The organism is Bradyrhizobium sp. WSM471 (assembly GCF_000244915.1).
Lineage (GTDB): Bacteria > Pseudomonadota > Alphaproteobacteria > Rhizobiales > Xanthobacteraceae > Bradyrhizobium.
Genome location: NZ_CM001442.1, coordinates 6,808,710 through 6,833,591 on the forward strand (window position 1 = coordinate 6,808,710; position 24,882 = coordinate 6,833,591).

Annotated in this window: 23 protein-coding genes; 10 read left to right on the top strand and 13 right to left on the bottom strand. The window is 65.3% G+C overall.

Annotated features, from left to right (window positions below; translation table 11 throughout):
• The first annotated feature begins 144 nt into the window (after positions 1-144).
• Entirely contained in the window at positions 145-1,350 is a 1,206-nt protein-coding gene (locus BRA471DRAFT_RS30995) for a CaiB/BaiF CoA-transferase family protein (RefSeq protein ID WP_007614536.1), read from the top strand.
• 232 nt (positions 1,351-1,582) lie between these two features.
• On the top strand, positions 1,583-2,230 hold the full coding sequence (locus tag BRA471DRAFT_RS31000; protein WP_007614538.1) for a glutathione S-transferase family protein: 648 nt from the start codon (positions 1,583-1,585) through the stop codon (positions 2,228-2,230).
• 9 nt (positions 2,231-2,239) lie between these two features.
• Here the strand turns inward: BRA471DRAFT_RS31000 and BRA471DRAFT_RS39160 are convergent, their stop codons facing one another.
• The 3 genes from BRA471DRAFT_RS39160 to BRA471DRAFT_RS31015 all read right to left on the bottom strand — a co-directional run bounded on the left by BRA471DRAFT_RS39160 (position 2,240) and on the right by BRA471DRAFT_RS31015 (position 5,125).
• On the bottom strand, positions 2,240-2,404 hold the full coding sequence (locus BRA471DRAFT_RS39160) for a hypothetical protein (RefSeq protein ID WP_007614540.1): 165 nt from the start codon (positions 2,402-2,404) through the stop codon (positions 2,240-2,242).
• Between the two features lie 102 nt (positions 2,405-2,506).
• Positions 2,507-4,054: a hypothetical protein gene (locus tag BRA471DRAFT_RS31010; RefSeq protein ID WP_007614544.1), complete on the bottom strand. Its 1,548-nt coding sequence runs from the start codon at positions 4,052-4,054 to the stop codon at positions 2,507-2,509.
• 93 nt (positions 4,055-4,147) lie between these two features.
• Positions 4,148-5,125 (bottom strand): hypothetical protein, encoded by a 978-nt coding sequence (locus BRA471DRAFT_RS31015; RefSeq protein ID WP_007614546.1) that lies wholly within the window; start codon positions 5,123-5,125, stop codon positions 4,148-4,150.
• Between the two features lie 283 nt (positions 5,126-5,408).
• Here BRA471DRAFT_RS31015 and BRA471DRAFT_RS31020 point away from each other — a divergent pair, with 283 nt between their 5' ends.
• Positions 5,409-5,780, top strand: coding sequence for a Crp/Fnr family transcriptional regulator (locus BRA471DRAFT_RS31020; protein ID WP_035974430.1), 372 nt, complete (start codon positions 5,409-5,411; stop codon positions 5,778-5,780).
• On the top strand, positions 5,777-6,589 hold the full coding sequence (locus BRA471DRAFT_RS31025; protein WP_007614548.1) for an MBL fold metallo-hydrolase: 813 nt from the start codon (positions 5,777-5,779) through the stop codon (positions 6,587-6,589). The genes BRA471DRAFT_RS31020 and BRA471DRAFT_RS31025 overlap by 4 nt, the downstream gene beginning before the upstream one ends.
• A gap of 192 nt (positions 6,590-6,781) precedes the next feature.
• Here BRA471DRAFT_RS31025 and BRA471DRAFT_RS31030 read toward each other — a convergent pair whose 3' ends face one another.
• The 3 genes from BRA471DRAFT_RS31030 to BRA471DRAFT_RS31040 form a co-directional block, all read right to left on the bottom strand.
• Complete coding sequence (locus BRA471DRAFT_RS31030; protein ID WP_007614550.1) at positions 6,782-7,279, bottom strand: TPM domain-containing protein; 498 nt, start codon at positions 7,277-7,279, stop codon at positions 6,782-6,784.
• Between the two features lie 3 nt (positions 7,280-7,282).
• Positions 7,283-8,176: a YgcG family protein gene (locus BRA471DRAFT_RS31035; RefSeq protein WP_007614553.1), complete on the bottom strand. Its 894-nt coding sequence runs from the start codon at positions 8,174-8,176 to the stop codon at positions 7,283-7,285.
• Positions 8,177-8,380: 204 nt separating this feature from the next.
• The gene (locus BRA471DRAFT_RS31040) at positions 8,381-8,989 is read right to left on the bottom strand and encodes a LemA family protein (RefSeq protein WP_007614554.1); all 609 of its coding nucleotides are present in this window, start codon (positions 8,987-8,989) and stop codon (positions 8,381-8,383) included.
• A 183-nt stretch (positions 8,990-9,172) separates the two neighbouring features.
• On the opposite strand from BRA471DRAFT_RS31040, the gene BRA471DRAFT_RS31045 reads away from it, so the two are divergent.
• The 3 genes from BRA471DRAFT_RS31045 to BRA471DRAFT_RS31055 are packed head-to-tail and all read left to right on the top strand — an operon-like array spanning position 9,173 to position 12,393.
• The gene (locus tag BRA471DRAFT_RS31045; protein WP_007614556.1) at positions 9,173-10,027 is read left to right on the top strand and encodes an enoyl-CoA hydratase; all 855 of its coding nucleotides are present in this window, start codon (positions 9,173-9,175) and stop codon (positions 10,025-10,027) included.
• 5 nt (positions 10,028-10,032) lie between these two features.
• Positions 10,033-11,181 carry an acyl-CoA dehydrogenase family protein gene (locus BRA471DRAFT_RS31050; RefSeq protein WP_007614558.1) on the top strand — a complete coding sequence of 383 codons (1,149 nt, stop codon included), beginning with the start codon at positions 10,033-10,035 and terminating at the stop codon, positions 11,179-11,181.
• A 15-nt stretch (positions 11,182-11,196) separates the two neighbouring features.
• Positions 11,197-12,393 (top strand): acyl-CoA dehydrogenase family protein, encoded by a 1,197-nt coding sequence (locus BRA471DRAFT_RS31055; protein ID WP_007614560.1) that lies wholly within the window; start codon positions 11,197-11,199, stop codon positions 12,391-12,393.
• A gap of 96 nt (positions 12,394-12,489) precedes the next feature.
• On the opposite strand, the gene BRA471DRAFT_RS31060 is transcribed toward BRA471DRAFT_RS31055, so the two are convergent.
• From BRA471DRAFT_RS31060 to BRA471DRAFT_RS31070, 3 genes are all read right to left on the bottom strand, one after another.
• Positions 12,490-14,811 (bottom strand): xanthine dehydrogenase family protein molybdopterin-binding subunit, encoded by a 2,322-nt coding sequence (locus BRA471DRAFT_RS31060; RefSeq protein ID WP_007614562.1) that lies wholly within the window; start codon positions 14,809-14,811, stop codon positions 12,490-12,492.
• Positions 14,812-14,954: 143 nt separating this feature from the next.
• Positions 14,955-15,830, bottom strand: a complete 876-nt coding sequence (locus BRA471DRAFT_RS31065) for a dihydrodipicolinate synthase family protein (protein WP_007614563.1) — start codon at positions 15,828-15,830, stop codon at positions 14,955-14,957.
• Positions 15,831-15,894: 64 nt separating this feature from the next.
• Positions 15,895-16,860, bottom strand: coding sequence for a VOC family protein (locus tag BRA471DRAFT_RS31070; RefSeq protein ID WP_007614565.1), 966 nt, complete (start codon positions 16,858-16,860; stop codon positions 15,895-15,897).
• A 202-nt stretch (positions 16,861-17,062) separates the two neighbouring features.
• Between BRA471DRAFT_RS31070 and BRA471DRAFT_RS31075 the strand changes: the two genes are divergently transcribed.
• The gene (locus tag BRA471DRAFT_RS31075; protein ID WP_007614567.1) at positions 17,063-17,929 is read left to right on the top strand and encodes a S1C family serine protease; all 867 of its coding nucleotides are present in this window, start codon (positions 17,063-17,065) and stop codon (positions 17,927-17,929) included.
• Entirely contained in the window at positions 17,926-18,297 is a 372-nt protein-coding gene (locus BRA471DRAFT_RS31080; RefSeq protein WP_007614569.1) for a response regulator transcription factor, read from the top strand. The genes BRA471DRAFT_RS31075 and BRA471DRAFT_RS31080 overlap by 4 nt, the downstream gene beginning before the upstream one ends.
• On the opposite strand, the gene BRA471DRAFT_RS31085 is transcribed toward BRA471DRAFT_RS31080, so the two are convergent.
• The 4 genes from BRA471DRAFT_RS31085 to BRA471DRAFT_RS31100 form a co-directional block, all read right to left on the bottom strand.
• Positions 18,294-19,367: a HAMP domain-containing sensor histidine kinase gene (locus BRA471DRAFT_RS31085; RefSeq protein WP_007614570.1), complete on the bottom strand. Its 1,074-nt coding sequence runs from the start codon at positions 19,365-19,367 to the stop codon at positions 18,294-18,296. The genes BRA471DRAFT_RS31080 and BRA471DRAFT_RS31085 overlap by 4 nt on opposite strands.
• Positions 19,354-20,046 (bottom strand): response regulator transcription factor, encoded by a 693-nt coding sequence (locus BRA471DRAFT_RS31090; RefSeq protein WP_007614572.1) that lies wholly within the window; start codon positions 20,044-20,046, stop codon positions 19,354-19,356. Before BRA471DRAFT_RS31090 ends, BRA471DRAFT_RS31085 begins: the two co-directional genes overlap by 14 nt.
• A gap of 97 nt (positions 20,047-20,143) precedes the next feature.
• Positions 20,144-20,647: a hypothetical protein gene (locus BRA471DRAFT_RS31095; protein ID WP_007614573.1), complete on the bottom strand. Its 504-nt coding sequence runs from the start codon at positions 20,645-20,647 to the stop codon at positions 20,144-20,146.
• Positions 20,648-20,988: 341 nt separating this feature from the next.
• A complete protein-coding gene (locus BRA471DRAFT_RS31100) occupies positions 20,989-23,328 on the bottom strand; it encodes a Tex family protein (protein WP_007614575.1) in 2,340 nt (779 codons plus the stop codon).
• 391 nt (positions 23,329-23,719) lie between these two features.
• On the opposite strand from BRA471DRAFT_RS31100, the gene BRA471DRAFT_RS31105 reads away from it, so the two are divergent.
• The gene (locus BRA471DRAFT_RS31105; RefSeq protein WP_007614577.1) at positions 23,720-24,832 is read left to right on the top strand and encodes a ring-opening amidohydrolase; all 1,113 of its coding nucleotides are present in this window, start codon (positions 23,720-23,722) and stop codon (positions 24,830-24,832) included.
• Positions 24,833-24,882: the final 50 nt, after the last annotated feature.

Consider the following 24,882-nt stretch of genomic DNA (forward strand, 5'->3'; position numbering starts at 1 on the left):
AGGATGACGGGAGTGGTACCGCAGCGAAGCTCTGCGCCCGCCGCCGTTGCATCCCGCCGAAACATCGGTCTAATGCTGCCCGTGACGTAGCCCTCGCCAATTCCAGCGCGCGGGAAACAACACGAGCGAGGGAGCAATTCCGCGATGGAAAAGGGCATTTTTGCAGGGCTCAAGGTGCTGGATTGCGCGAGCTTCATCGCAGCACCAGCGGCCGCGACCGTGCTGTCGGATTTCGGCGCCGATGTCGTCAAGATCGAGCCGCCCGGTGCCGGCGATCCCTACCGCAACCTGCCCAACATCCCGGGCTATCCGAGCAGTGAGCACAATTTTGCCTGGCTGCTGGAAGCCCGCAACAAGAAGAGCATCGCGCTCGACCTCGCAAAGCCCGAGGCGCAGGCCGTGCTCTACAAGCTCGTGGCAGAGGCCGACGTCTTCATCACCAACATGCCGCCGCCGGTGCGCGCCAAGCTCGGCATCACCTACGACCACCTCGCCCATCTCAACGACCGGCTGATCTACGCCTCCTTCACCGGCTACGGCGAAAAGGGCGAAGAGGCCAACAAGCCCGGCTTCGACAGCAACGCCTATTGGGCGCGCTCCGGCCTGATGGACCTCGTCCGCGCCGACACCAACACGACGCCGGCCCGCTCGGTCGCCGGCATGGGCGACCATCCCTGCGCCATGGCGTTCTACGGCGCCATCGTCACCGCGCTGTACCAGCGCGAGAAGACCGGCAAGGGTTCGCATGTCGCCTCCAATTTGATGGCGAACGGCGTGTGGGCTGCGAGCGTGCTGGCGCAGGCAAAGCTCTGCGGCGCCAAGTTCGCCGAGCGGCGGCCGCGCGAACGCGCGTTGAACGCGGTCGCCAACCACTACCAGTGCAAGGACGGCCGCTGGCTGATCCTGTCGCTGCTGAGCGAGGAGAAACAGTTTCCGACGCTGGCCAGGTGTCTCGGCCGCGAAGACCTCATCACCGATCCGCGCTTCGCCACCAAACCCGATCGCCACGCCCGCTCGGTCGAGCTGATCAAGATCTTCGACGAGACCTTTGCAACCAAGGATCTCGCCGAATGGCGCAAGATCCTCGACGGCAACGGGTTGGTGTTCGGCATCGTCGGCATCCTCGACGACATCCCGAACGACAAGCAGATGCTCGATAACGAAGTGCTGGTGCCGTTCGAGAACGACACCATGCTCACCATCTCCAGCCCGATCTGGATCGACGGCGCCAAGAAAGTGCAGCCGCGCAAGCCCCCCGGCGTCGGCGAGCACAGTGACGAGATCTTGCGTGGCGCGGGATACGACGAGGCCGCGATCAAGCAGCTGCGGTCGCAGGGGGCGGTGGGGTAAGAGAGGCGGCTCGCTGCATCTACTATGTCGTCCCGGCCTAGTGCGCAATTGCGCACGGGGGCCGGGACCCATATCCCAGAGTGAGAGTTGTCGCGCAAAGCCGCCAACTCCGAGTCCTCGCCAAACCACATTCGGTGGTTATGGGTCCCGGCCCCCGTGCGCAATTGCGCACTAGGCCGGGACGACGGTGAGGGATAACTTGCTTCAACTACATTCGCCATCGCGAGGTCCCATGCCCAGCTACCGCCTGCACTACTTCCCCGAATCCGGCAACAGCTACAAGCTGGCGCTGATGCTGACGCTTTGCGGCGAGAGGTTCGAGCCGGTCTGGACCGATTTCGGCGGCGGCGTCACGCGGACGGCGGAATGGCGCAAGAGCGTGAACGAGATGGGCGAGATTCCCGTGCTCGAAATCGACGGTGTGAAGATGACGCAGACCGCGCCTCTCCTGCTCAAGCTTGCCGAGCAGTACGGGCGTTTCGGTGCCGAGACCGAGGAGGAAAAGTTCGAGCTGCTGCGCTGGCTGTTCTGGGACAACCACAAGCTCACCGGCTACATGGCGACCTACCGTTTCATGCGCGCCTTCACGCAAAGCAACGATCCGCAGGTGCTGAAACATTTTCGCCGGCGGCTCGAGGATTTTCTCGGCATTCTCGACGGCCATCTCCAGCACAATCAATTCGCGATCGGCACCAGGCCGACCGTCGCCGACATCTCGATGATGGCCTATCTGCACTATCCGAGCGACGAGCACGGCTTCGATTTCGCGGAAAGCTATCCCGCCATTCACGCGTGGCTTGGCCGCATGGCTGCACTGCCCGGGTGGAAGCCGGCCTACGAGCTGCTGCCCGGCAAACGGATGACGAATTACGCGAAGTGAGGGCGCCGACTACTTCAGCGCCAGCCAGCCGAGCGTGAACAGGATTCCGCCGATGATGACGACGACCGCGACCGCCGAGGTGCTGACGCGGAAGCTGCCGCTGACCTGCTTGGCCTCTTCATTCTGCGCGATCTCGCGATTGCGCTCCTTGTTGGCTTCGCTGGAGTTCGTCATGGGGTCATCCAAACCGATTGTGGGCTTTATCTTGCGCGTGATCTTCTCGGAAAACCGCTGCACACTTTGCGCTGGCGCGGCCCTCCGGGTCCGGATCACGCGCTAACGCGTCTTGATGAAGCACATGCCGATGCGGCGCGAGGCCGCGGCAGCCTGACAGGTCAGCCCTTTAGCACAGCTCCATGACGTAAAACTCCTGTCGGCCGATCCCGATCCCGCATTTTCCAGGGAACAATGCGCACCCCAGCCATCCTGATATTCGGTCCCGGCCAGCTCAGTGCTGCCGCGGGTCTGCGGCCGGCTGGCAAATCCGCGTGAGAAATCAGGACGTTTGCCCGCGGCCATCGCGGTCAGGATGTCACGGCGGCGGACCTGGTCGCCAAGAAAATGCGGCGAGGCCGGCACGATGGTCGAGTTGGACGGCTTGTCCGCAAGCCAATCGACGCCCGGGAAATGAAAGCCGCCGATGCCGCGGGTCTGGTGGCAGCCGGCGCAGGTGACGTCATTGAGGCGGCGCTGGAAGCCCGCAACCGAGCGGACGTTCAGCATGTCCCCGCGCGCAGCAGCTTGCTTCAGCGCACCAACCACGTCGTCGTCGGAGAAGACCGGCTCGCCTTGTCCCTCTCCATTGCCCTCCCCTTGCATCATCCCGAACTCCGGCTGCAACGGAGAAGCATCGAGGCCGGCTGGCGTCGGCACGATTGCAGCCTTGGCCAGGAATTTCTCGGGGATCAGCACCGTGCCGCGATCGAAATCCCGAAGATGATCGGGCGCGAGCAGCCAATCCCTGAAGTCGCGCCGGAGATCATTGTCGGCGAGGATGCGGTCACGGTCGATCTGGTTCTCCAGCGTCGATTCCTCGAACGTCTTTGAGGAAGCGTCGTATCTGAACACCTTGAGCAGATAATCGGAGCGGAAATCGTGCAGCGCCGATTTGGCCGCAACCGAGATCTGAATGTTGGTCTCGATGCGATCGAGCATCGCATCATAAGGATGGAAGCTGCTGCCGATCAGCCCCTGCCAGTCGCCATGACCGAGCCAGCGTCGCGCGACCTCGGCGCAGGTGATCGGTTTGCCGCTCGCATCCGTCTGCCGCGCATCGCGCGCTTTCATCACCAGGTTGAGCGTCATAGGCAGCCGCGTTGCGGTTGTGCCGCCGTCCGGCTTGGTCTCGAAACGCGCGAGACGATAGATCAGCCTGATCTCGCCGCAAGAGTCTTCCGAGACATAGGCCCGGTCCATGCGGTTGACTAAGCCGGCCAGCACGAAACGGGTGTCGCGGGATTTCAGATTGGACTGATCGAACAATTGTACGTCGAAGCCATCGCCGACGCCGATGGTCTCGGTCGGATATGCCGCCTTCTGCCGCGCGACGTAGCGGTCGATCTCGCCTTCGATTGCGGGGCGAATTTCCTTGAGCTGCGACAACCACGAAAACATCAGATCCGTCGTCAGCGGAAAGTTCGCGTTCCGCTCCGGCCACAACAGGCGCGAGATCGTGAACGCATCGTGCTGGTCGAGCTCGCGCAGGAGATCGGGATCGGTGATCGCCGTGCCGCGCGCCAGTTGCGCATTCTCCGCGGCCAACGACGAGACGACGCCGCCGGAAAACACGGCGGCGGCAACGAGAATTCGTAAGGCGCGGCTCATGCCTCAGGTAACACCGCGCCGGGACGGCTATTCAAGCAAAAAGGCGCTTCACATGGTGGTGAAGCGCCTTTTCGAAAATCGGATAGCAGCCGCTCAGCGCGCGACGATCAGCCCCTTGCTGGTGACGACCACCCAGCGGCCGTCCTGACGGCGGATCGCATCGACGCGGCCAACGCCGGGGATGGGGTCGCCGGCATAGACCTCGTAGAGGCCATTGCGGCCCTCGACCAGTGCGCCGCCGTTGGAGACGTCGCGCAGCACCCAGCCTTCAACCGTCGGCAGCCGGCCGACCTCGGTCTTGGGTGCGGCGGGAGCCGGCGCAGCTGCCGCGGTCGCAACCTGGGCCGGCGCGATCGAGCCGGTGGTCTCCCTGGCGGACACGGCGGCTGCCGCCTGGGGCGCCGCGGGCGGGGTGGCACGGAGCTTGTCGACGGTCTCGGACAGCTTCGCGATTTTGGCCATCGGCTCGGCCTGAGCCTTCTCGAGCTTGTCGAGGCGGTCGTTGGTCCGGTTGAACTGGCCGAGGCCGGTCTTGGAGGTATGTTCTACGTTGGCCTTGAGCGCGACGACATCGGCATCGATCCGGGCGACCGAGGATTCCAGCGCGCTGGTGTCGGCAACCTGTGCCGGCGCGGGGCTTGCGAAGTGCATCATCCCTGCGGTCGCGAGCGCGCCGCTGATGGCGCCGACACTGGCCGCTATCGCCACCACCGCGGCCATCGCCGACAGGCGGCGCTTGCCGCCGGTCTCGCGCGGCTCGTCCGCCTTCACATGCGGCGCAAACTCCTCACGGTCCCAGGACCGCTCCGCGGGTGCCATGACGATGAGCTTGCCGGGCTTCGGCTCGGGCTTGGTCTCGGCTTTGGGCTCAACCTTGGCCTCGAACTTGGGCACCTCGATCCTCGACGCCTCGATTTTTGGCGGCTCGATCTTGACCGGGTCGGGTTTGGGCGGCGTCTCGTGGTCGGGGGCAATCGAGGGGGCCTCGATCCCGGCAGCAGCCTCGATGGCCTGCGGCACGGTCGCTGCGGCTTCGACGACGCCAGTATCCTGGGCGGCCTGCTCGGGCATTGGTTCGCTCACGGCTCAAATACTCCAGTCTCGGTTGACCTTTTGGTAACTTTCATTGCTTGCGAATTCCTTACCTGCGGACCCGCTTACCGAAATTTTAGGAACTCATCCGGGGCCGAATTGGGCCGGGATCGTGGAACCGGTGTGGCGCTGTGCAACAAATTGTCAGCCGATGCTGCCCTGCGGCAGGCCACGCTCTCCCCGAACAGGCTGTTGCCCGCCCCTGTTACCCCGCTAACATGATGTCAGCCAGAACGGCTGCAGAAGGCCCTTGGGGGGTGTCATGACGATCGAGAAGTGCATCAACGAGTTTGGCGTCGACGACATCATCTTCGAGGAGGGCTCGACCGGCCGCGAGCTGTACGTTGTCCTCGACGGCGAGGTCGAGATCGCCAAGATCAGCGGCGCCAGCAAGACCAGCATCATCAAACTCGGCAAGGGCGAATTCTTCGGCGAGATGGCCGTGATCGACGGCTCGGCACGTTCGGCGACCGCGATCGCGGCGGCGCCGAACACCAAGGTGATGAGGGTCAACCACGCCCGCTTCGTCTATCTCGTCAGCCAGCAGCCGGCGTTTGCGCTGATGGTGATGGATGCGCTGTCGAAGCGCCTGCGCGCCGCCAACGCGGTCAGCTACAGGGCGGCCCAATCATGAGCGACGGCAAGCCGACGGCCTTTCCGGTCCTGATGAAGAACGACACCTGCTCGCTGATCCAGGCTGCGGACGACGTCTACCAGATCCGTTTCTCCAATCGCGCCGCCAACGTCTATCTCGTGCGCGGCTCGGCGCGGACCATCCTGATCGATACCGGGCTGTCCTCGAATTATGCGGCGATGGTCGATTGCCTGAACTTCGTCGGCTGCCCGCCGGAGAAGATCGACATGGTGGTGCTCAGCCACGAGCATCTCGACCACATCGGCGCGGCCTGGCACTTCAACGAGCGCCGCACCTTCGTCGCCGCCCATCGCCTCGCCGCCAACAAGATCATGCTGCGCGACGACTTCTCGATGCTGCGAAAGATGTTCAACGAGCCGAACGTGCCTGTTAATATCGACATCTGGCTCGAGGAGGGCAATCTGATCGACCTCGGCAATTTCCGTCTCAACGTCATGCACACGCCGGGACACACCTCGGCCTGCATCACGCTGTTCGACCAGGACAAGGGCCTGCTGTTTGCCGCCGATACGCTCATGCCCGGCGGCGTGATGGGCGGCGTGTTCGGCTCGGGCAGCATCGCCGACTACATCGAATCGCTGGAGCGGCTCAAGGGATTGAACGCGAAGATCTTGCTATCGGGCCATGGCCGGCTGTCGGACACACCGCAGCAAGACGTCCGCATCGCGATCGCGAGGTCGCATGGGTTGCTGGACGACACCGCGCAACTGTTCGACGCGCTCGATGCGCGCTCGAACTTCGAGCCGATCATGCAGTCGGTGCGGGATCTGAACAAGCTGGACGATTAGGTGGGCGTGCGGCACCCGCCTCTCCTGGCCCGTCATCCTGAGGTGCGAGCGGCGCGATGCAAAGCATCGCGCCGGGAGCCTCGAAGGATGAACGGCCGAGATGCAGCCGGGCCGTCGCCCTTCGAGGCTCGCCGAAGAGGCGAGCACCTCAGGGTGACGGTGATAGATTATCGCGAGCTATGACCGCTCCCATCACATCACCACCGGTGCATCCGGCAGCTCGTTGGGATGCGGGCCGCTTGGCGGAAAGTGCTTTGCCAGCTGCCGGGACACCGCCTCGATCCCGCCGATCACGCCGCGCTCGAACTGCCCCGACCTGAACTCGACTTCCATGGCGCGGCAGATGCGTTCCCAACGCTCGCCACCGACCTTCGCATCGATACCGCGATCGGCGATGATCTCGACATCGCGGTCGGCGAGCAGGAGATAGATCAGGACGCCGTTGTTGTGCGCGGTGTCCCAGATGCGCAGTTGCGAGAAGACGTCGAGCGCGCGCTCGCGCGCCGGCTGGTTGCGAAACAGCGGGCCGCCGTCGAGCGCGCCTTCGACCACGAACCGTACCTGGCCGGAATGCATGGCTTCGCCGCGCCTGATCGCCTGCTCGATGCGGTCGAGCATGTCTTTTGGGAACACCTGCTTGGCACGCCAATGATGCTGAAGCAGATGCCGGGTGATGCGCTTGATGCTCATGACCTACCAGCTCCCCGAAGCACCGCCGCCGCCAAAGCTGCCGCCACCGCCACTGAAGCCGCCGCTCGACGACGACCCGCTGCTCCAGCCGCCGGATGACGAGCCGCTCGACCACGAGCGGCCGCGCGAGGACCCGGTGCCCGATCCCGCCCCAAACAGATCGGCGATAAACGTCAGGACAGCGCCGAGCACACCGACACCCAGTCCGATGACCGCAGAGCCGATCACGAACCAGGCGAGGACACCAACGATCGCCCCGGTTATGCCCGAACCAAACAGCCGCCCGAACATGGAACGCAGGATGCCGCCGATCACCAGCGGCCCGAACAGCAGGAAGAAAAAAAGCGGCTCGATGTCGTTCCAATCGCCGAAATTCACGCTGCGCGAGGGCGTCGGCAGCGGCTCGCCATCGATGACGCGGATCATGCGATCGACGCCCGCCGTGATGCCGCCGGCGAAATCGCCGCTCCGGAATTTCGGCGTGATGTCTTCGTCAATGATGCGCCGCGAGGTGACGTCGGTGAGCGCGCCCTCGAGGCCGTAACCGACCTCGATGCGCAAATGCCGGTCGTTCTTGGCGACCACCAGGATGGCGCCGTCGTCGACCTTCTTGCGCCCGATCTTCCAGGCCTCCGCAACGCGGATCGCGAATTGCTCGATCGTCTCCGGATCCGTCGTCGGCACGATCAGGACGGCGATCTGGCTGCCCTTGCGGGTCTCGAAGTCCTGCAGCTTTTGCGACAGCGCGGCGATGTCGCCGCTGGAAAGCGTGCCGGTCTGATCGACGACGCGGCCGGTGAGCTGGGGTATGGCGACATCAGCTGAGGCGGGAAGCGCAAAGGTGAGAAAGAATGAGAATGCGACGGCGACTATCGCTCGCCACACATGCGCTGTCATCGCCCGGCTCGCCGTCTTCGCTGACGCTTCGCCGGCCCCATATCGAGGAGTCCGGCGAAGCCCTTGGCGAAGCCGGGACCGGGCGATCCAGTATTCCAGACACGCCAGCGGGATACGGTGAAGCCGCGGCGTACTGGATTCCCCGCTTTCGCGGAGAATGACAGTGGTGGGTGGGGCTGGGCGCATGCGCAAAATAGCGCGCACTTACTTCGACGACGCAGGTGCCGGATTGAAATCGACCTTCGGTGCGGTCGAGATTTCCTTCTCGTTCCCGACCGTGAAGTTTGGCTTCTCCTTGTAGCCGAACATCATCGCAGTGACGTTGCTCGGGAACGAGCGGATGGTGACGTTATAGTCCTGCACCGCCTTGATGTAGCGGTTGCGCGCCACCGTGATGCGGTTCTCGGTGCCCTCGAGCTGCGACATCAGATCCTTGAACAGCGCATCCGACTTGAGCTGCGGGTAGTTTTCGGTGACCACGAGCAGCCGCGACAGCGCGCCCGAGAGCTCGCCTTGGGCGGCCTGGAATTTCTGGAATGCGGCGGGATCGTTCAGCACCTCGGGCGTCGCCTGGATGCTTCCGACCTTGGCGCGGGCATTGGTGACGCCGAGCAGCACGTCCTTCTCCTGCTGCGCAAAACCCTTCACCGAGTTGACGAGATTGGGCACGAGATCGGCGCGGCGTTGATACTGGTTCACGACCTCGGACCAGTTGGCCTTGATCTGCTCGTCCTCGCTCTGGATCGCGTTATAGCCGCAATTGGTGAGGCTCAACGAGGCCAGCGCCGCCAGCACGGTCAGGATCTTGCGCATCAAATTTCTCCCGGTGGAATCGGGCGCAAGCTACCAGATTGCATACGCGAGATGCCAGACATCTTGCGTCCGCGCCGAGGCCGCGAAAAGCAGCCAATGTACGCAAGCCTCTTGCTTAATCCCGGCTGTAATAGTCAACTTGAGGGAACAATAATACCGGGTCGGGAACGCCAGGGGAACGCGATGAGTTCGTTCGAGACCATCCTCGTGGAGAGGCCGGAGCCGGCGATTGCCCGGATCGTGATGAACCGGCCCGACGCGCGCAACGCGCAGAACCTGCAAATGACCTACGATCTCAACGCCGCCTTCGATGAGGCGGTGCAGGACGATGCGGTCAAGGTGATCATTCTCGCCGGCAACGGCCCGCACTTCTCCTCGGGCCATGACCTGCGGCCCGGCAGCAAGAATGAAGCGGGCGTGGATTTTCCGCCGATCGGAAATTGGGGCGGCTTCGCTGAATCAAATGCTCATGGCCGCTTCGCGCGCGAGCAGGAGATCTATCTCCAGATCACACGGCGCTGGCGCAACCTCGCCAAGCCGACCATTGCCGAGGTGCACGGCAAGTGCATCGCCGGCGGCCTGATGCTGGCCTGGGCCTGCGATCTCATCGTCGCCAGCGACGATACGCAGTTCTGCGATCCCGTGGTCACCATGGGCGTCTGCGGCGTCGAATGGTTCGTGCACCCATGGGAGCTTGGCCCTCGCAAGGCCAAGGAGTTTCTGTTCACCGCCGACGCATGGAGCGCGCAAGAGGCGCACCAGCTCGGCATGGTCAACCGGGTCGTGCCGCGCGCAGAGCTGTCAGCCGCCGTGCTGGCGCTGGCGCGCCGGATCGCGTCAAAGCCGTCCTTTGCGCTGAAGCTGACCAAGGAGGCGGTGAATCGTTCGGTTGACGTGATGGGCCAGCCGGCCGCAATCGACCAGGCCTTCGCGCTGCATCAGCTCTGTCACGCGCATAATCTTCAGGAATTCGGCATGGTCGTCGATCCATCCGGCCTGCATCCCTCCGTGCGCAAGCCGCCGGCGGCCGCGGAGTAGACAGGATGGATCTCAATCTCACCGACGAGCAACGCCTGCTGCGCGAAAGCGCGGAGCGCTTCGTGGCCGAAAGTTACGATGCCGATCACCGCCGCAAGATGGCGAACGATCCGCTCGGCTTCAGTCCGGCGGTGTGGACGCAATTCGCCGAGCTCGGCTGGCTGGCGTTGCCGATTGCGGAAGAGTTTGGCGGGCTCGGCGGCAGTGCGGTCGAGATCGGCATTTTGATGGAAGCCTTCGGCCGCGGGCTGGTGTCGGAGCCGTATATCGCAACAATCGTGCTTGGCGCCGCGTTGATCGAGCGATGCGGCAGCACGGCGCAGAAGCAGGCAATCCTGCCGAAGATCGCGGACGGATCGATGAAGCTCGCGCTCGCGCATTCCGAGCGCGCGGCGCGGTTCGATCTTGCCAAGGTTGCAACCATCGCCCATAGGACTGCGCAAGGCTGGCGCCTTGCTGGCAGCAAGATTGCCGTGCTCGACGGTCATGCCGCCGACGAGATCATCGTCTCCGCGCATATCCATGATCATCAGGGGCCCTCGGCGCGGATCGGCCTGTTTCTGGTCGCGGCGACGACGCCGAATGTTGCGATATCCGACTCCGAGCGCCTCGGCGGCGGGCGGGCCTGCAACATCGTGCTGTCGGACGTGCAACTGCCGGAGGATGCCTTGCTCGGCAACGGGCATGACGCGCTGCCGGCCATCGAATGGGCTGTTGACCGCGCCATGGCTGCGCTTGGCGCCGAGGCCGTCGGCATCATGCAGGTGCTCCTGGACACGACGCTGGAGTACACCAAGATCCGAAAGCAATTCGGCCGGCCGCTCTCGGCCAACCAGGTGATCCGCCACCGCCTCGCCGACATGGCGGTGCAGGTCGACGAAGCGCGCTCGATGGCGCTGCGCGCCGCGCTGAAGGTCGACGCCGATCCGGTCGAGCGCGCGCGGGCCGCATCGGGCGCCAAGGCGAAGATCGGCAGATCTGCGCGCTTCGTCGGCGAGCAGGCGATCCAGCTTCACGGCGGCATGGGCGTCACCGAGGAGCTCGAGGTCGGCGCTTATTTCAAGCGGCTGGTCGCCTTCGACACGTTGTTCGGCGGCAGCGCGCACCATTATGGCCGCCACGCCCTGCTTGGCCGCACCATCGTGCCGGCCTGATACTGGGAGAGCCTCATGGACCTGTCGTTCAATGCCGAGGAGCGCGCCTTCCAGGACGAGGTGCGCGGCTTCATTGCCAAAAATCTTACCGAGGAGGTGAAGCGCGCGACCGCGCTGACGCCGTCGGTGTTCTCCGACCCCGATATCGGCATGGCCTGGCAGCGCACGCTGCACAAGCAAGGCTGGGGCGCGCCGGGCTGGCCGGTCGAGCATGGCGGTCCCGACTGGACGCCGGCGCAGCGCTGGATTTTCGAGACGGAAAGCGCGCGTGCCGGCGTGCCCAATGTCAATGTGATGGGCGTGAAGATGGTCGGCCCCGTCATCATCGGCTTCGGCTCGGCGGAGCAGAAGAACTTCTACCTGCCGCGCATTCTCTCCGGCGAGGATTATTGGTGCCAGGGCTATTCCGAGCCGGGCTCCGGCTCCGATCTCTCCTCGCTAAAGACGCGCGCGGTGCGCGACGGCGACGACTACATCATCAACGGCACCAAGATCTGGACCACGCATGCCCACCACGCCAACCGCATGTTCGCGCTGGTGCGCACCAGCGACGGCCCGCGGCAGCAGGACGGCATCAGCTTCATCCTGATCGACATGAAGACGCCGGGCATCACCACGCGCCCGATCCTCACCATCGGCGGCGACCACGAGGTCAACCAGGTGTTCTTCGACGACGTGCGCGTTCCCGTGGCGAACCGCGTCGGCGAGGAAGGCAAGGGCTGGACCTACGGCAAGTATCTGCTCGAGTTCGAGCGCGGCTCCGGCATCGCCTCGGCAAAATTGCGCGAAGGGCTGAAGGCGATCGCGGAGCTTGCTGAATCGGACCTGACGGGCCGCGCGATCGACAGTCCCGACATCGCGACGCGCATCTCCGAGGTCGAAATCGACATCGACGCGCTGGAGATGACCGAGCTGCGCGTGCTGGCGGCGCTGCAGACCGGACAGAATCCCGGCGCGGTGTCGTCGATCCTGAAGCTGCGCAACAGCGAGATCCGGCAGGCCGTGACGCGGTTAGGCGTCGACGTGATCGGCCATGACGCCCTCACGGTCGAGCCGATGCGCCCGCTCTACAGGCTCAACCACGAGCCGGCGATGCCGGAGGAGATGCTAACCGTGGTGCCGGAATATCTCAACGGCCGCGCCTATACGATCTTCGGCGGCACCTCGGAGATCCAGCGCGACATTATTGCGAAGATGATGCTGGGGATTTAGCACTTGTAGCCCGGATGGAGCGCAGCGCAATCCGGGACAACAATCGCGAGCGGCCCCGGATTTCGCTTCGCTCCATCCGGGCTACACGCCGAGCAACTACCCCACCTTCGCGTCCCGGATCGCCTGCCAGATCTTCTGCGGCGTCAGGGGCGTGTTGAGCTGGGTGATGCCGAGTTCGGCGAGCGCATCCATCACGCCGTTGGTGACGCAAGGCGGGCCGCCGATGGCGCCGGATTCGCCGCAGCCCTTGGCGCCGAGCGGATTGGTGCGGCAGGGCGCGGAATCATCCAGCGTCACCACAATGGGCGGAACGTCGTCGGCGCGCGGGATGCAATAGTCCTGGTAGCTCGCGGTGAGCAACTGACCGTCGGAATCATAGGACACGGCTTCATACAGCGCCTGGCCGATACCCTGCGCCACGCCGCCATGGATCTGCCCCGTCACCAGCATCGGATTCACGGCGACACCGACGTCGTCGACGGTGGTGTAGCGCACGACCTTGGAGACGCCGGTCTCGGGGTCGATCTCGACCTCGCAGATATGCGTGCCGTTCGGCCAGCTCGGGCCATCGACCTCGCCTTCGGAATCGACGCTGAGTTTTGCGCCGCTCTCCTTCTCTGCAATATCGAACAGGCTGATGCGGCGGTCGGTGCCGACCACGGTGAGCATGCCGCCCTGGTATTCGATGTCCTCGATCGAGGTCTCCAGCACGTTCGCCGCCTTCTCACGCGCCTTCTGGATCAGATCGTTGGAGGAGACCGCGACCGCCGTGCCGCCGACGAACAGCGAACGCGAGCCGACGCTGCCGAAGCCCGTGGCGAGATCGGTGTCGCCCTGGACCACGTCGATCTTGTCCATGGCAATGCCGAGCGTGTCGGAGATCATCTGGGTGTAGGTGGTCTGCAACCCCTGCCCCATCGCCATGGTGCCGGAATGCAGGATGACGCGGCCTTCCGACGTCGCGTGCAGGCTGACCTTTTCGGTGTGGGCGCGGCCACCGGTCCATTCGATATAGGAGGTAAGACCGCGGCCATAGAGCAGACCCTTCTTCTTCGCCGCCTTCTTGCGCGCGGCAAAGCCGTCCCAGTCGGCGAGCTTCACGGCGCGGTCGAGCATGTGCGCGAAGGCGCCGGAATCGTAAACCTGCCCGGCAGCATTGGTGTAGGGGAGCTGTGCCGGCTTGATGTAGTTGGCTTTCCGGATCGCGCGCGGGTCCATGCCGATTTTCCGCGCGGCCGCGTCGAACAGGCGCTCGACGATGAACACCGCCTCGGGCCGGCCCGCACCGCGATAGGCACCGACGGGTGCGGTGTGGGTCATCACCGACTTCACCTCGAAATGCACCAGCGGCAAATCGTAGACGCCGGTCTGCACGAACGGCCCCAGCACCAGCGGAATGATGTTGGCCGCGCCCGAGGAATACGCGCCGGTGCAGCCGATCGAGCTGACACGATAGGCCAGCACCTTGCCCTTCTCGTCCAGCGCGAAGGAAGCGGTCGAGGTGAGATCGCGGCCGTGGGTGCCGCCGACGAATTCGTCGGTGCGGTCCCCTCGCCAGCGGATCTTCCTGTTCAGCTTGGTTGCGGCATAGGCGACGATGCCGTCCTCGGGATAGAGATTGGTCTTCTGGCCAAAGCCGCCGCCAATATCGCCGACCAGCACGCGCACGCTGTCCTTCGGACGCTTCAGCACGGCCTCGGCCAGCACGTCGCGGGTCGAGGCGGGCGTCTGCGACTGCACATGCAGCAAAAGGCGGCCGGACTTCTTGTCGATCTCGGCAATGGTCGAGCGCGGCTCCATGGCCGAGGGCACCAGGCGCTGGCTGACGAGATCGAGCTCGACGGTATGCGTCGCCTTGGCAAAAGCCTCGTCAACCTTGGCGGCATCGCCGTAAGCCATCGCGCCGACGATGTTGTCGGGCGCCTCCGGCCACACCAATGGCGCGCCGGGCTTGACCGCCTCGACCGGATCGACCACCGCCGGCTGCACGTCATATTCGACCACGATCGCTTCGGCTGCGCTCTGCGCGTCGGCACGCGAGGAGGCCACCACTGCGGCCACAGCCTCGCCGGCATAGCGCACGATCTCGTGCGCCAGCAGGCGACGTGGCGGCACCGTCATCGGCTTGCCGTCGGGGCGCTTGAAGATGCTCAAGGTCGGGATGATTCCGATGTCGTCCTTGACGAGGTCGGCGCCGGTGTAGACCGCGGTCACGCCGGGCATTGCAGTGGCGGCGCCAGTGTCGATCGAGACGATCTTCGCGTGGGCATGGGGCGAGCGCAGCAGGTACAACCACAGCGCGCCATCTTCCGGCTTGTCGTCAATGAACTGCCCCTTCCCGGTGAGCAGTCGCTGGTCTTCCAAACGCTTGACGGGCTGCCCCGCTCCGAAACGCAAATTGCCGGGAAGAATGTTCATTCCGTGGGGTCCCTTAATGTCTCAAAAGCGGCTGCCTTTTAGCGGATCGAGGCATGCGAGGCCAGCCGCGGTTTTGGGCGGTCTATCCACGATTTCGTCATGCCGGGCATAGGCGAGCGGAAGCGAAGCCGTCCTATGGACGCCTAGCCAAGCTCCCGCAGGGCCGCTTCCACGATCTTGCGCGCATCGGCCGTGAGAGCGGCCTGCGGCAGGACGGGATCGCCGACGTCGTAGCCCTGGATAGCCAGCCCGGCCTTGATGCAGGCCGCCAGGTTGAAGCGGGCAAAAGCCTCGTTGATGCGCCACAGCCTGCGCTGGAGCGCCATCGCCTCATCCCAGCGGCCGGCCTTGCAGAGGTCGTAGAGCGCGACGCTCTGGCGCGGAATGATGCAGGCCGGGCCCGCCATCCAGCCGAGGCCGCCGATCAGCATCACCGCGGCCGGGATATGGGCGGAGGCCGAGAACACCCGCAAGGCATCGCCGCAGCGGTTCATGATCGAGAGCAGCCGGCCGGTGTTGGTCGAGGCGTCCTTGATGTAGCCGATGCGCGGATGTTCGGCGAGACGCGCGATGATGTCGAGGGTGAGATCGGAGCGCTGGAATTGCGGATTGGTGTAGATGACGACGGGGATGTCCACGGCATCCGCGATGGCGCGGAAATAGGATTCGACTTGGGCGTCGGCGAGCGGGAAATACGCTTCCAGGATCGCCAGAATGCCGTTGGCGCCGAGCTTCTGATACGCTTTCGCCTGCGCCACCGCGTCCGCCGTCGAGGTGGAGGCGACGCCCGCGACAACGGGCACGCGGCCCATTGCCGCCTCGATCGTGGTCTGCACGACCGCGGTGCGTTGGGCGGCATTGAGATAGGCGAACTCGCCGGTCGAGCCGAGCGGGGTCAGACCGTGGACGCCGGCACCGACCAGATCGTCGCAGAGCTTTGCGAGCACGTTCGTGCGCACCGCGCCATCGGCAGCGACGGGCGAGACGAGATAAGGGAAGACGCCGCGAAAATCGGACATGTCAGGTGTGAATCCCGGAAACTGGCCAGCGCCTGACCGGTCATACCAACGCTGGCGCCGGCGATCAAACCCTGATCAGCCGCACCCGCGTGCCCCAGGGATCGATCGCCTCGACGCCATTGGCCAGCGCCGTGACTTTCGCGCCGCCCTTGCGCAGGCGCTCGTCCTGCGCGGCAAGCAGGTCCGGCTTCTCCGTCACCAGCGAGAACCAGGCGAGCCCTGTTGCCTGATCGTCGCGCTGGCCGGCGCCCTGGCTCTGCCAGACGTTCATGCCGAGGTGATGATGATAGCGCCCCGACGACAGGAACGCGGCACCGTTGCGGCTGCGGGTCGGGTCCAGGCCGATGGCACCGTGATAGAAGCGCTCGGCCTGCGCGAGGTCGCCGACGCGCAGATGCATGTGGCCGATGCGCATTCCGTCCGGCGCCTTGGCATAATCAGGCACACGCGCATTGGTCAGCGACAGCAGATCGGGGATGTTGAGCTCGTCGGACGCCATCTTCACGCTGCCCTCGCTCCACTGCCATTGCGAGGGATCGCGGTCGGCATAGACCTCGATGCCGTTGCCTTCGGGATCGTCGAGATAGACGGATTCGCTGACGAGGTGATCGGCAAAGCCCGACAGCGGCACACGATGCGAGGCCGCTGCTACCAGCCAGCGCGCAAGGTCCTTGCGGGTCGGCATCAGGAAGGCGGTGTGGTAAAGGCCCGCGGCGTTGCGTGGTTCGATCTCGGCATCAGGACGGGCCTCCAGCACCAGCAGCGCGATGCCGGCCGTGCCAAGCTTGGCGGCGCTCGCCGAGCGTTCCATCACAGTGAGCCCGATGACGTCGCGGTAGTAGTCCGCAACCTTGTCGAGATTTTTCACCCGGAGCGTCACCATGCCGACCCGCATCGGGGTGCGGCTGGCATAGGTCGGCCCGCCGCCCTGCGGTGTGCCCTCGGCGCGCGCCGCGCCCGCGGCCGCCATTGCAAGCGAGGAGACGCCCGCGAGTTGAAGCAGGGTGCGGCGTGTGAGGTCGATGGTCATCAATCAGGGCTCGCAAAAAACGGCTCGAGGCCGTACGGCACAAGGTCGAGCCGATTGCTACACTTTCCCGTGAGCGGCTCCAATCACATGTTCGTCGGCCGTGGTCTTACGGACCAGCTTCCCTGCCTATTTCCTGGCCATGCGGCCAGTTACGCGATCGCCCGCGACATCCCAGATTGAGGACAGCTTACAGGAGCCTGCCATGACCGACTCAACTCCCCTGTCCTCGCTTTCGTCCGCGCTCGCGGATTTGGTCGCGCGCACTGCGCCGTCCGTCCTCGCCGTGCATTCGCATCGCTCTCGCGCCACCGGCTTCGTCTGGAAACCCGGCCTGATCGTCACCGCCGACGAGGCGCTGGCTGACGAGGGGGACGTCGCGATCGGCCTCCCCGACGGCAGCCAGGTGGCTGCCACGATCGCGGGCCGTGACCACACCACCGATATCGCGCTGCTGCGCGCCGATACGGCGATTGCTCCGGTCAAGCTGGCCACAACGGTGCCGCCCCTCGGCGCGTTGTCGGTCGTCGTCGCCACCAACCGCGATGCGTCGAGCGCCGCGCTCGGCATGGTGTCGCTGTCCGGCAAGAGCTGGCGCTCCTTGCGCGGCGGCGACATCGACGCGCGGATCGAGCTCGACGTCCGCTTGCGCTCCAGCCAGCAGGGCGGCCTCGCGCTCGATGCATCGGGCGAAGCCTTCGGCATGGCCGTGCTCGGCCCGAGGCGTGTGCTGGTGATCCCGACGGCGACGATCGAGCGGGTCGCGGCTCAGTTAGAGGCCCGCGGCCGCATCGCACGCGGATATCTTGGCCTCGGGCTGCAGCCGGTCCGGCTCGACGACGGCGTCGGCGCGATGGTGATGAATGTCGACAAGGCCGGCCCTTCGGCCGCGGCCGGCATCCGCCAGGGCGACGTCATCGTCGCGGTCAACGACCAGAAACTGTCCGGCGTGCGCGCGCTGTCGCGGACGCTGGGTCCGGCGAGTGTCGGCACGGTGGTCGATGTCGCGGCGCGCCGCGGCGGAGAGCCCGTCAGCTTCAAGGTCACGATCGGCGAGAGGCCGGCGGCGTGAGCGAGGATATCGCGCCCGAGATCGTTCTGGCCCTGGAGATCGACGATCCCGCCCTCGCCGATCGCCTGGCGGCTCTGCTCGGCAATATCGCCGGGCTTCGCCTCGCCGAACCCGGCGAGAAGGCCGCCGCGACGATCGTCACTCGCGATCCGCGCATCATGCCTGAGGACATCGCGCTGACACAGCGCGAGCTCGATGTACTGGCGTTGATGGCGGAAGGTGGCTCCAACAAGATGATCGCGCGTCAGCTCGGCATTTCCGTCCACACCGTGAAATTCCATGTCGGCTCGCTGCTCGACAAGCTCGACGCCACCGGCCGCACCGACGCGGTGGCACATGCGGCCCGCCGCGGCGTGATCGAACTCTAGAGCGGGAGCAGCGGGAAGCTGAGCTGAACCGTCAGGCCCGGCGCGTTGTCGTGCAGGGCAATCTCGGCGCCATGGAGGCCGGCGACCGCGGCGACCAGGCTTAAGCCAAGGCCGTTACCCGGCGTGTAGCGGCTCTGTTCGAGCCGGTAGAAACGCTTGAACACGTGATCGCGCTGATCCGCCGGAATGCCCGGTCCATCGTCGGCGACCGCGATCGTCGCGCCACGGTCGGTGCTGCGGCAGGTGACGGTCACCTGCCCGCCTTTGCAGCCGTGCTTGATCGCGTTGTCGACGAGATTGGCGAAGGCGTCGAACAGCAGGTCGCGGTCGCCCGTGATCGCCACCTCGCGATCGCCGCCCAGGCTGAGCCGGGTCGCGACCTGTTCGGCGGCGGCATCGTAGAGCTCGACGACCTCGCCGGCGACCTCAGTGAGATTGAGCTTGCGAAACGCGCTGCGGCGGGCTCGGGTCTCGATCTCGGAAATGCGGGTGATGGAGGCAAACATGCCGAGCACGGCGTCGAGATCGGCGATGGTGTCGCCGATCAGCGCCGCGTCGGCCTCGTCATTGCGCGAGGCGTGATAAGCTTTTTCCAGCCGACCCCGCATGCGCGTCAGCGGCGTGCGCAAATCATGGGCGACGTTGTCGCTGACCTGCTTGACCTCGCCCATCAGCGTCTCGATGCGGTCGAGCATCTGGTTGAGGTTTTCGGCGACGCGGTCCCACTCGTCGTGGCTGCCGCGCAAGGGAATGCGCTGGTCGAGGCCCGACATCATGATGGCGCGGCTGGTGGCGTTGATCTCCTCGATTCGCCCGACCGTGCGGCGCGTCACCAGCACCGCGGCGAGCCCGGCGAGCACCAGCATCAGCACGGCTACCGCAGCCATTGCGAGCTCGATCATCGCGGTGAAGCCGCCGTGATCGCCGGCATCGCCGACCCGGCTCCGCACATAGGCGATCGTACCGAAATAGACATACGCCATGATTGCCGCGACGATCAGCCCAAACGCTGCGATCGCGATCAGCGCAAGGCGGAAGGTCGAGGAGCGGAGCGTTTTAGCCAGGAGCACGGAGACAATATCCGATGCCGCGGATGGTGTGGATCAGCGGATAGGCCTGGGCACCATCGACCTTGCGACGGACGCGCCCGACATAGACGTCGATGATGTTGGTGGAGGGATCGAAGTGCAAATCCCAGACATGCTGGAGCAGCATCGCACGCGAGACGACGCGGCCCTCGTTGCGGACCAGATATTCGAGCAGCTGGAATTCCCGCGGCAATAGCGGAATCTTCCGGCCGCGGCGGCTCGCGCTGCGTGCGATCAGGTCGATGGCGAGATCTCCGATCCGCAGGATCGTCTCCTTGGCGACGGTGTCACTGCGCCGGCCGAGTGCCTCCAGCCGCGCCAGCAACTCGGTGAAAGAGAACGGCTTGACGAGGTAATCGTCGCCGCCGGCGCGCAAGCCGCGCACGCGGTCGTCGACTTCGCCAAGTGCGGAGATGATCAGGAACGGTGCGGCGATGCCGTCGTCACGCAACTGGCGCATCACGCTGATGCCGTCGATGTCGGGCAGCATGCGGTCGATGGTGATGACGGCATAGTCGCGCGCGGCGCCGCGGCTGAGGGCTTCGCGCCCCGTGGCGGCGAGATCGACATCGTAGCCGGAGGTCGTCAGCTCCTCGACGAGCTGGCCTGCGGTTTCCGCATCGTCCTCGACGACCAGAATGCGGCGGTGAGCTCCGGTCATGACAAACTCCGCGCGACGATCGCCACCAGACTATCCCGTTCCGGGGCTGAGCGGAACCGTCCGATGACGATCGCGACAATGGTGCGGTACGGCGATGCTAGTACCAAGAGTCTCCGCACACATTGACCCATTGCCACCCATAGGGCGTCAAGCTCCTGCGCCAGCAGCCGTCATTGTAGCCGGCATAGATGAAAGGTGCTCCGAAGAAGAAGCGATGGTGGTGCCGGAAGAAGGCATGGCGACCAATGAAGGGCCTGCCGTGCCAGCCGGAGCCAGCGAAGCGCGGCCCGATCGCCGCATGTGCGAAGCGGGCGCCGCCGAAGCCGGGTCCGCCAACATGGGCGAAACGGGCGCCACCCATGCCACCAACGTGCATGCCGCCGAAGCCACCGGCGTGCATGCCACCGCCGAAGCCTCCCGCGTGCATGCCACCACCACCGAAATGCCCGCCGCCACCAAAGCCGCCATGACCTCCGCCGCCGAAACCACCACCGCCGTGGCCACCGCCTCCACCGCCGCCACGGGCGAGCACAGGCGAAGCGAGCGCCATCACCGCGGCGATCGACACCGCGGTGAGGCCTTTCAGAATCCTGTTGTCCATCGAAGCGTCCTCCGTGCTGCGCAGCGATACCTGCCGCGCGAGGAGGCTCAGATGAAAGCAAGGGACCGGCACCTTCAACTTACAAACGCGCCAGATTCTGACGCGGAAGTTAGGAGGCGTCCCGAATCTCTCCTCGTCATTGCGAGGAGCGAAGCGACGAAGCAATCCAGAGTCCCGCCGCGAAACGATTCTGGATTGCTTCGCTGCGCTCGCAATGACGATTGGATAGAGCTCTCCATACATCGACCAGTGCGATCAGCGGAGGCTCGGCCCTCACCCGGAATCCGCGCTTCGCGCGAATTCCGACCTCTCCCCGCAGAAGAGCGGGGACAGGTTAGAAGCTACGCCCGCTTGCCGCCGTTCTTCTCGGCCGCGCGGCGCAGCGCTTCGGCGAGCGCACCGCCGCCGCCGGAAGACTCCTGCTGGCGCGGGGCCGACGACGTCATGCGGGAGGGGTTGCGTGGGCTGTTGTCCCGCTGCATGCCGGGCGCGTCCTTCTTGGCGCCGACCTCGTCGTCGAGCCGCAGTGTCAGCGAGATGCGCTTGCGCGCGACCTCGAAGTCCAGCACCTTGACCTTGACGATGTCGCCGGGCTTCACCACCTCGCGCGGATCCTTGATGTAGGTCCTGGACATCGCCGAGATGTGCACGAGCCCGTCCTGGTGCACGCCGATATCGACGAAGGCGCCGAACGCGGCGACGTTGGTCACGGTGCCCTCGAGGATCATGCCCTTCTTGAGGTGCTTGATCTCCTCGACGCCGTCCATGAACACTGCTGCCTTGAACGCCGGACGCGGGTCGCGGCCGGGTTTCTCGAGCTCCCGCAGGATGTCGGTGACGGTCGGCAGACCGAACGTCTCGTCCACGAAGTCTTTCGGCTTCAGCGTGCGAACGATGTCGCTGCTGCCGATCAGCGCCTTGATGTCGCTCTTGGTGGCGCTGAGAATCCGGCGCACCACCGGATAGGCTTCCGGATGCACGCCGGAGGCGTCGAGCGGGTCCTCGCCGCCGAGGATGCGCAGGAAGCCCGCGCACTGCTCGAACGCCTTGGGGCCGAGTCGCGGCACGTCCTTCAGCGCCTTGCGCGACTTGAACGGACCGTTGGCGTCGCGGTGTGCCACGATGCTGGAGGCAAGGCCGGAGCCGACGCCCGACACGCGCGCGAGCAGCGGAGCGGACGCGGTGTTGACGTCGACGCCGACGGCGTTCACGCAGTCTTCGACCACCGCGTCGAGCGATTTGGCGAGCTTGGCCTGGCCGAGGTCGTGCTGGTACTGGCCGACGCCGATCGCCTTGGGCTCGATCTTGACGAGCTCGGCGAGCGGATCCTGAAGCCGCCGCGCGATGGACACCGCCCCGCGCAGGGTGACGTCGAGATCAGGCAACTCCTCCGAGGCGAAAGCCGAGGCCGAATAGACCGACGCGCCAGCTTCCGACACCACGATCTTGGTCATCTTCAAGTCAGGCAGGCCCTTGACGAGGTCGGCCGCGAGCTTGTCGGTCTCGCGGGAGGCGGTGCCGTTGCCGATCGCGATCAGCTCGACGCGATGTTTCAGCGCGAGCTTGCCGAGGATCGCAAGCGCCTCGTTCCACTGCCGCTGCGGCTCGTGCGGGTAGATCACGGCGGTATCCACTACCTTGCCGGTTGCGTCGGTGACGGCGACCTTGACGCCGGTACGGAAGCCGGGATCGAGGCCCATGGTGACGCGGGTGCCGGCCGGCGCGGCCAGCAGGAGGTCGCGCAGGTTCGAGGCGAACACGCGCACGGCCTCGGTCTCGGCGGCATTCCACAACCGCATGCGCAGGTCGATGTTGAGATGCACCTGGATCTTGGTGCGCCAGGCCCAGCGCACGGTGTCGATCATCCAGCGGTCGCCGGCGCGCTTGAGGTCGGCGATGCCGAACCGCTTCATGATCTTCAATTCATACACACTCGGCACGCCCGGGGGCGATGCTTCGGCCTCGGCCTGGATCTGGAGATCGAGGATTTCTTCCTTCTCGCCGCGGAACATCGCGAGGATGCGGTGCGAGGGCAGCTTGGTCAGCGGCTCGGAGAACTCGAAATAGTCGGCAAACTTTTCGCCCTCGGTTTTCTTGCCGTCGCGCACCTTGGAGGCCATGCGCGCATTGGTCCACACCTCCTCGCGAAGCGCACCGATCAGGTCGGCGTCTTCGTCGAAACGCTCGACCAGGATGGCGCGGGCGCCGTCGAGTGCCGCAGCGGCATCGGCAACGCCCTTCTCGGCATTGACGAAGGCTTCGGCAACGACCTTCGGATCGTTGGTGGGCTCGGCCATGAGCTGATTGGCGAGCGGCTCGAGGCCGGCTTCCCTGGCGATCTCCGCCTTGGTGCGGCGCTTCGGCTTGAACGGCAGATAGATGTCTTCGAGGCGCGCCTTGCTGTCGGCGGCGAGAATGGAGGCTTCCAGCGCGGCATCGAGCTTGCCCTGCTCGCGGACCGAATCGAGGATGGCCTTGCGGCGGTCCTCGAGCTCGCGCAGGTAACCCAGTCGCTCCTCCAGCGTGCGCAATTGCGCGTCGTCGAGCGCACCGGTCGCTTCCTTGCGGTACCGGGCGATGAAGGGAACCGTGGCGCCGCCGTCGAGCAGAGCCACTGTCGCCTCGACCTGCTCCGCCCGAACTCCAAGCTCCTGCGCAATTTTCTGGTTGATATTTGCCACGCGAGAACCCCTCTATCCAAGCACGCATCGCGGAGGCGAACCACCGGCTGCGGGACGCCGCTTATGGACCAATCAGGGTTGATTCATCAAGGTGCGACGCACGGCCGTCGACAAGGGATTTTTTGTTGAGCCGATGCGATCTCGCCACAATCGTGGGAGCGGGGAAGACGACGCACATCTTCCGCCGTCGTCCTGGCGAAAGCCAGGACCCATACCGCGGAATTCATCGATTGTGGGCGGTATCAATACCGAACGACGAGCCTTCGCCAAACTCCCCCATGGGGTAATGGGTCCTGGCTTTCGCCAGGACGACGAGGAGGACACCTTGACAGGCGCCGCGGTTCAGCGGCTGTTTTGTCGGCCGGGCTCCTGAACCCATGTGAGGACTATCATGCGGACGACATCGGTCGGCGTCTTCAAGGTCGCCACCAAAGGCCCCGGCGACGTCTCCGGATTGATCAGCATGATCGGCTCCGGCGCGATCGATCCGGCATCCATCCTGGCGATCCTCGGCAAGACCGAAGGCAATGGCGGCGTCAACGACTTTACCCGGGAATATGCCGTCGCCGCGCTGTGCACGGCGCTGGCGCCGCGGCTCGGCCTGTTGCCGCAGGAGGTCGAGCAACGCATCGCTTTCGTGATGTCCGGTGGCACCGAGGGCGTGCTCAGCCCGCACATCACGGTGTTCACGCGCCGGGAAGTCCCGCAGCGCCCGGCAGGCATCTCCGGCAAGCGGCTAAGCATCGGCATGGCGCACACGCGGGATTTTCTCCCGGAAGAGCTCGGCCGCTCCGCTCAGATCACGGAGACAGCCAAGGCCGTGAAGGCCGCGATGGCAGATGGCGGCATCGCCGATCCCGCCGACGTCCATTTCGTGCAGATCAAGTGCCCGCTGCTCACCAGCGAGCGCGTCGAAGCGGCGAATGCGCGCGGCCACAAGACGGCGACGATCAGCGCCTACAGTTCGATGGCCTATTCCCGCGGCGCTTCCGCGCTTGGCGTTGCGGTCGCGCTCGGCGAGATCGCAACCGACATACGCGACGCGGACGTGCTGCGCCGCTACGATCTGTTCTCGAACGTCGCCTCGACCTCGTCCGGGATCGAGCTGATGCACAACGTCGTCATCGTGCTCGGCAATTCGATGTCCTCAACGAGCGAATTCGAGATCGGGCATGCCGTGATGGGCGATGCGATCGACGCCACCGCAGTGCTTGCGGCACTGGAGAGCGTTGGGCTCCGTGCCGCGCCGCAGACGACGACCGGCCGCGAGCTCGTCAACATCTTCGCCAAGGCCGAGGCCTCGCCTGATGGCAACGTGCGCGGCTTCCGCCACACCATGCTGGAAGATACCGATATCAGCTCGACGCGCCACGCACGGGCTGCCGTCGGCGGCCTGATTGCCGGCCTCGCCGGCATCGGGGCGGTCTACGTCTCCGGCGGCGCCGAGCATCAGGGCCCCGCCGGCGGCGGGCCGGTCGCGGTGATCGCAAAGCTCTCGAATTGATGCGCGCGCATGCAATGCGGGATTACCTCTCCATCCGGCGCAACCCTGCC

Coding starts and splice junctions, on each gene's coding strand:
- BRA471DRAFT_RS31075 (WP_007614567.1), top strand. CDS start 17,063: ATGACCGACTCAACTCCCCTGTCCTCGCTTTCGTCCGCGCTCGCGGAT.
- BRA471DRAFT_RS31045 (WP_007614556.1), top strand. CDS start 9,173: ATGAGTTCGTTCGAGACCATCCTCGTGGAGAGGCCGGAGCCGGCGATT.
- BRA471DRAFT_RS31105 (WP_007614577.1), top strand. CDS start 23,720: ATGCGGACGACATCGGTCGGCGTCTTCAAGGTCGCCACCAAAGGCCCC.
- BRA471DRAFT_RS31020 (WP_035974430.1), top strand. CDS start 5,409: ATGACGATCGAGAAGTGCATCAACGAGTTTGGCGTCGACGACATCATC.
- BRA471DRAFT_RS31070 (WP_007614565.1), bottom strand. CDS start 16,860: ATGACCATCGACCTCACACGCCGCACCCTGCTTCAACTCGCGGGCGTC.
- BRA471DRAFT_RS39160 (WP_007614540.1), bottom strand. CDS start 2,404: ATGACGAACTCCAGCGAAGCCAACAAGGAGCGCAATCGCGAGATCGCG.
- BRA471DRAFT_RS31065 (WP_007614563.1), bottom strand. CDS start 15,830: ATGTCCGATTTTCGCGGCGTCTTCCCTTATCTCGTCTCGCCCGTCGCT.
- BRA471DRAFT_RS30995 (WP_007614536.1), top strand. CDS start 145: ATGGAAAAGGGCATTTTTGCAGGGCTCAAGGTGCTGGATTGCGCGAGC.
- BRA471DRAFT_RS31025 (WP_007614548.1), top strand. CDS start 5,777: ATGAGCGACGGCAAGCCGACGGCCTTTCCGGTCCTGATGAAGAACGAC.
- BRA471DRAFT_RS31010 (WP_007614544.1), bottom strand. CDS start 4,054: ATGAGCCGCGCCTTACGAATTCTCGTTGCCGCCGCCGTGTTTTCCGGC.
- BRA471DRAFT_RS31030 (WP_007614550.1), bottom strand. CDS start 7,279: ATGAGCATCAAGCGCATCACCCGGCATCTGCTTCAGCATCATTGGCGT.
- BRA471DRAFT_RS31050 (WP_007614558.1), top strand. CDS start 10,033: ATGGATCTCAATCTCACCGACGAGCAACGCCTGCTGCGCGAAAGCGCG.
- BRA471DRAFT_RS31060 (WP_007614562.1), bottom strand. CDS start 14,811: ATGAACATTCTTCCCGGCAATTTGCGTTTCGGAGCGGGGCAGCCCGTC.
- BRA471DRAFT_RS31095 (WP_007614573.1), bottom strand. CDS start 20,647: ATGGACAACAGGATTCTGAAAGGCCTCACCGCGGTGTCGATCGCCGCG.
- BRA471DRAFT_RS31000 (WP_007614538.1), top strand. CDS start 1,583: ATGCCCAGCTACCGCCTGCACTACTTCCCCGAATCCGGCAACAGCTAC.
- BRA471DRAFT_RS31055 (WP_007614560.1), top strand. CDS start 11,197: ATGGACCTGTCGTTCAATGCCGAGGAGCGCGCCTTCCAGGACGAGGTG.
- BRA471DRAFT_RS31090 (WP_007614572.1), bottom strand. CDS start 20,046: ATGACCGGAGCTCACCGCCGCATTCTGGTCGTCGAGGACGATGCGGAA.
- BRA471DRAFT_RS31015 (WP_007614546.1), bottom strand. CDS start 5,125: ATGCCCGAGCAGGCCGCCCAGGATACTGGCGTCGTCGAAGCCGCAGCG.
- BRA471DRAFT_RS31040 (WP_007614554.1), bottom strand. CDS start 8,989: ATGCGCAAGATCCTGACCGTGCTGGCGGCGCTGGCCTCGTTGAGCCTC.
- BRA471DRAFT_RS31035 (WP_007614553.1), bottom strand. CDS start 8,176: ATGACAGCGCATGTGTGGCGAGCGATAGTCGCCGTCGCATTCTCATTC.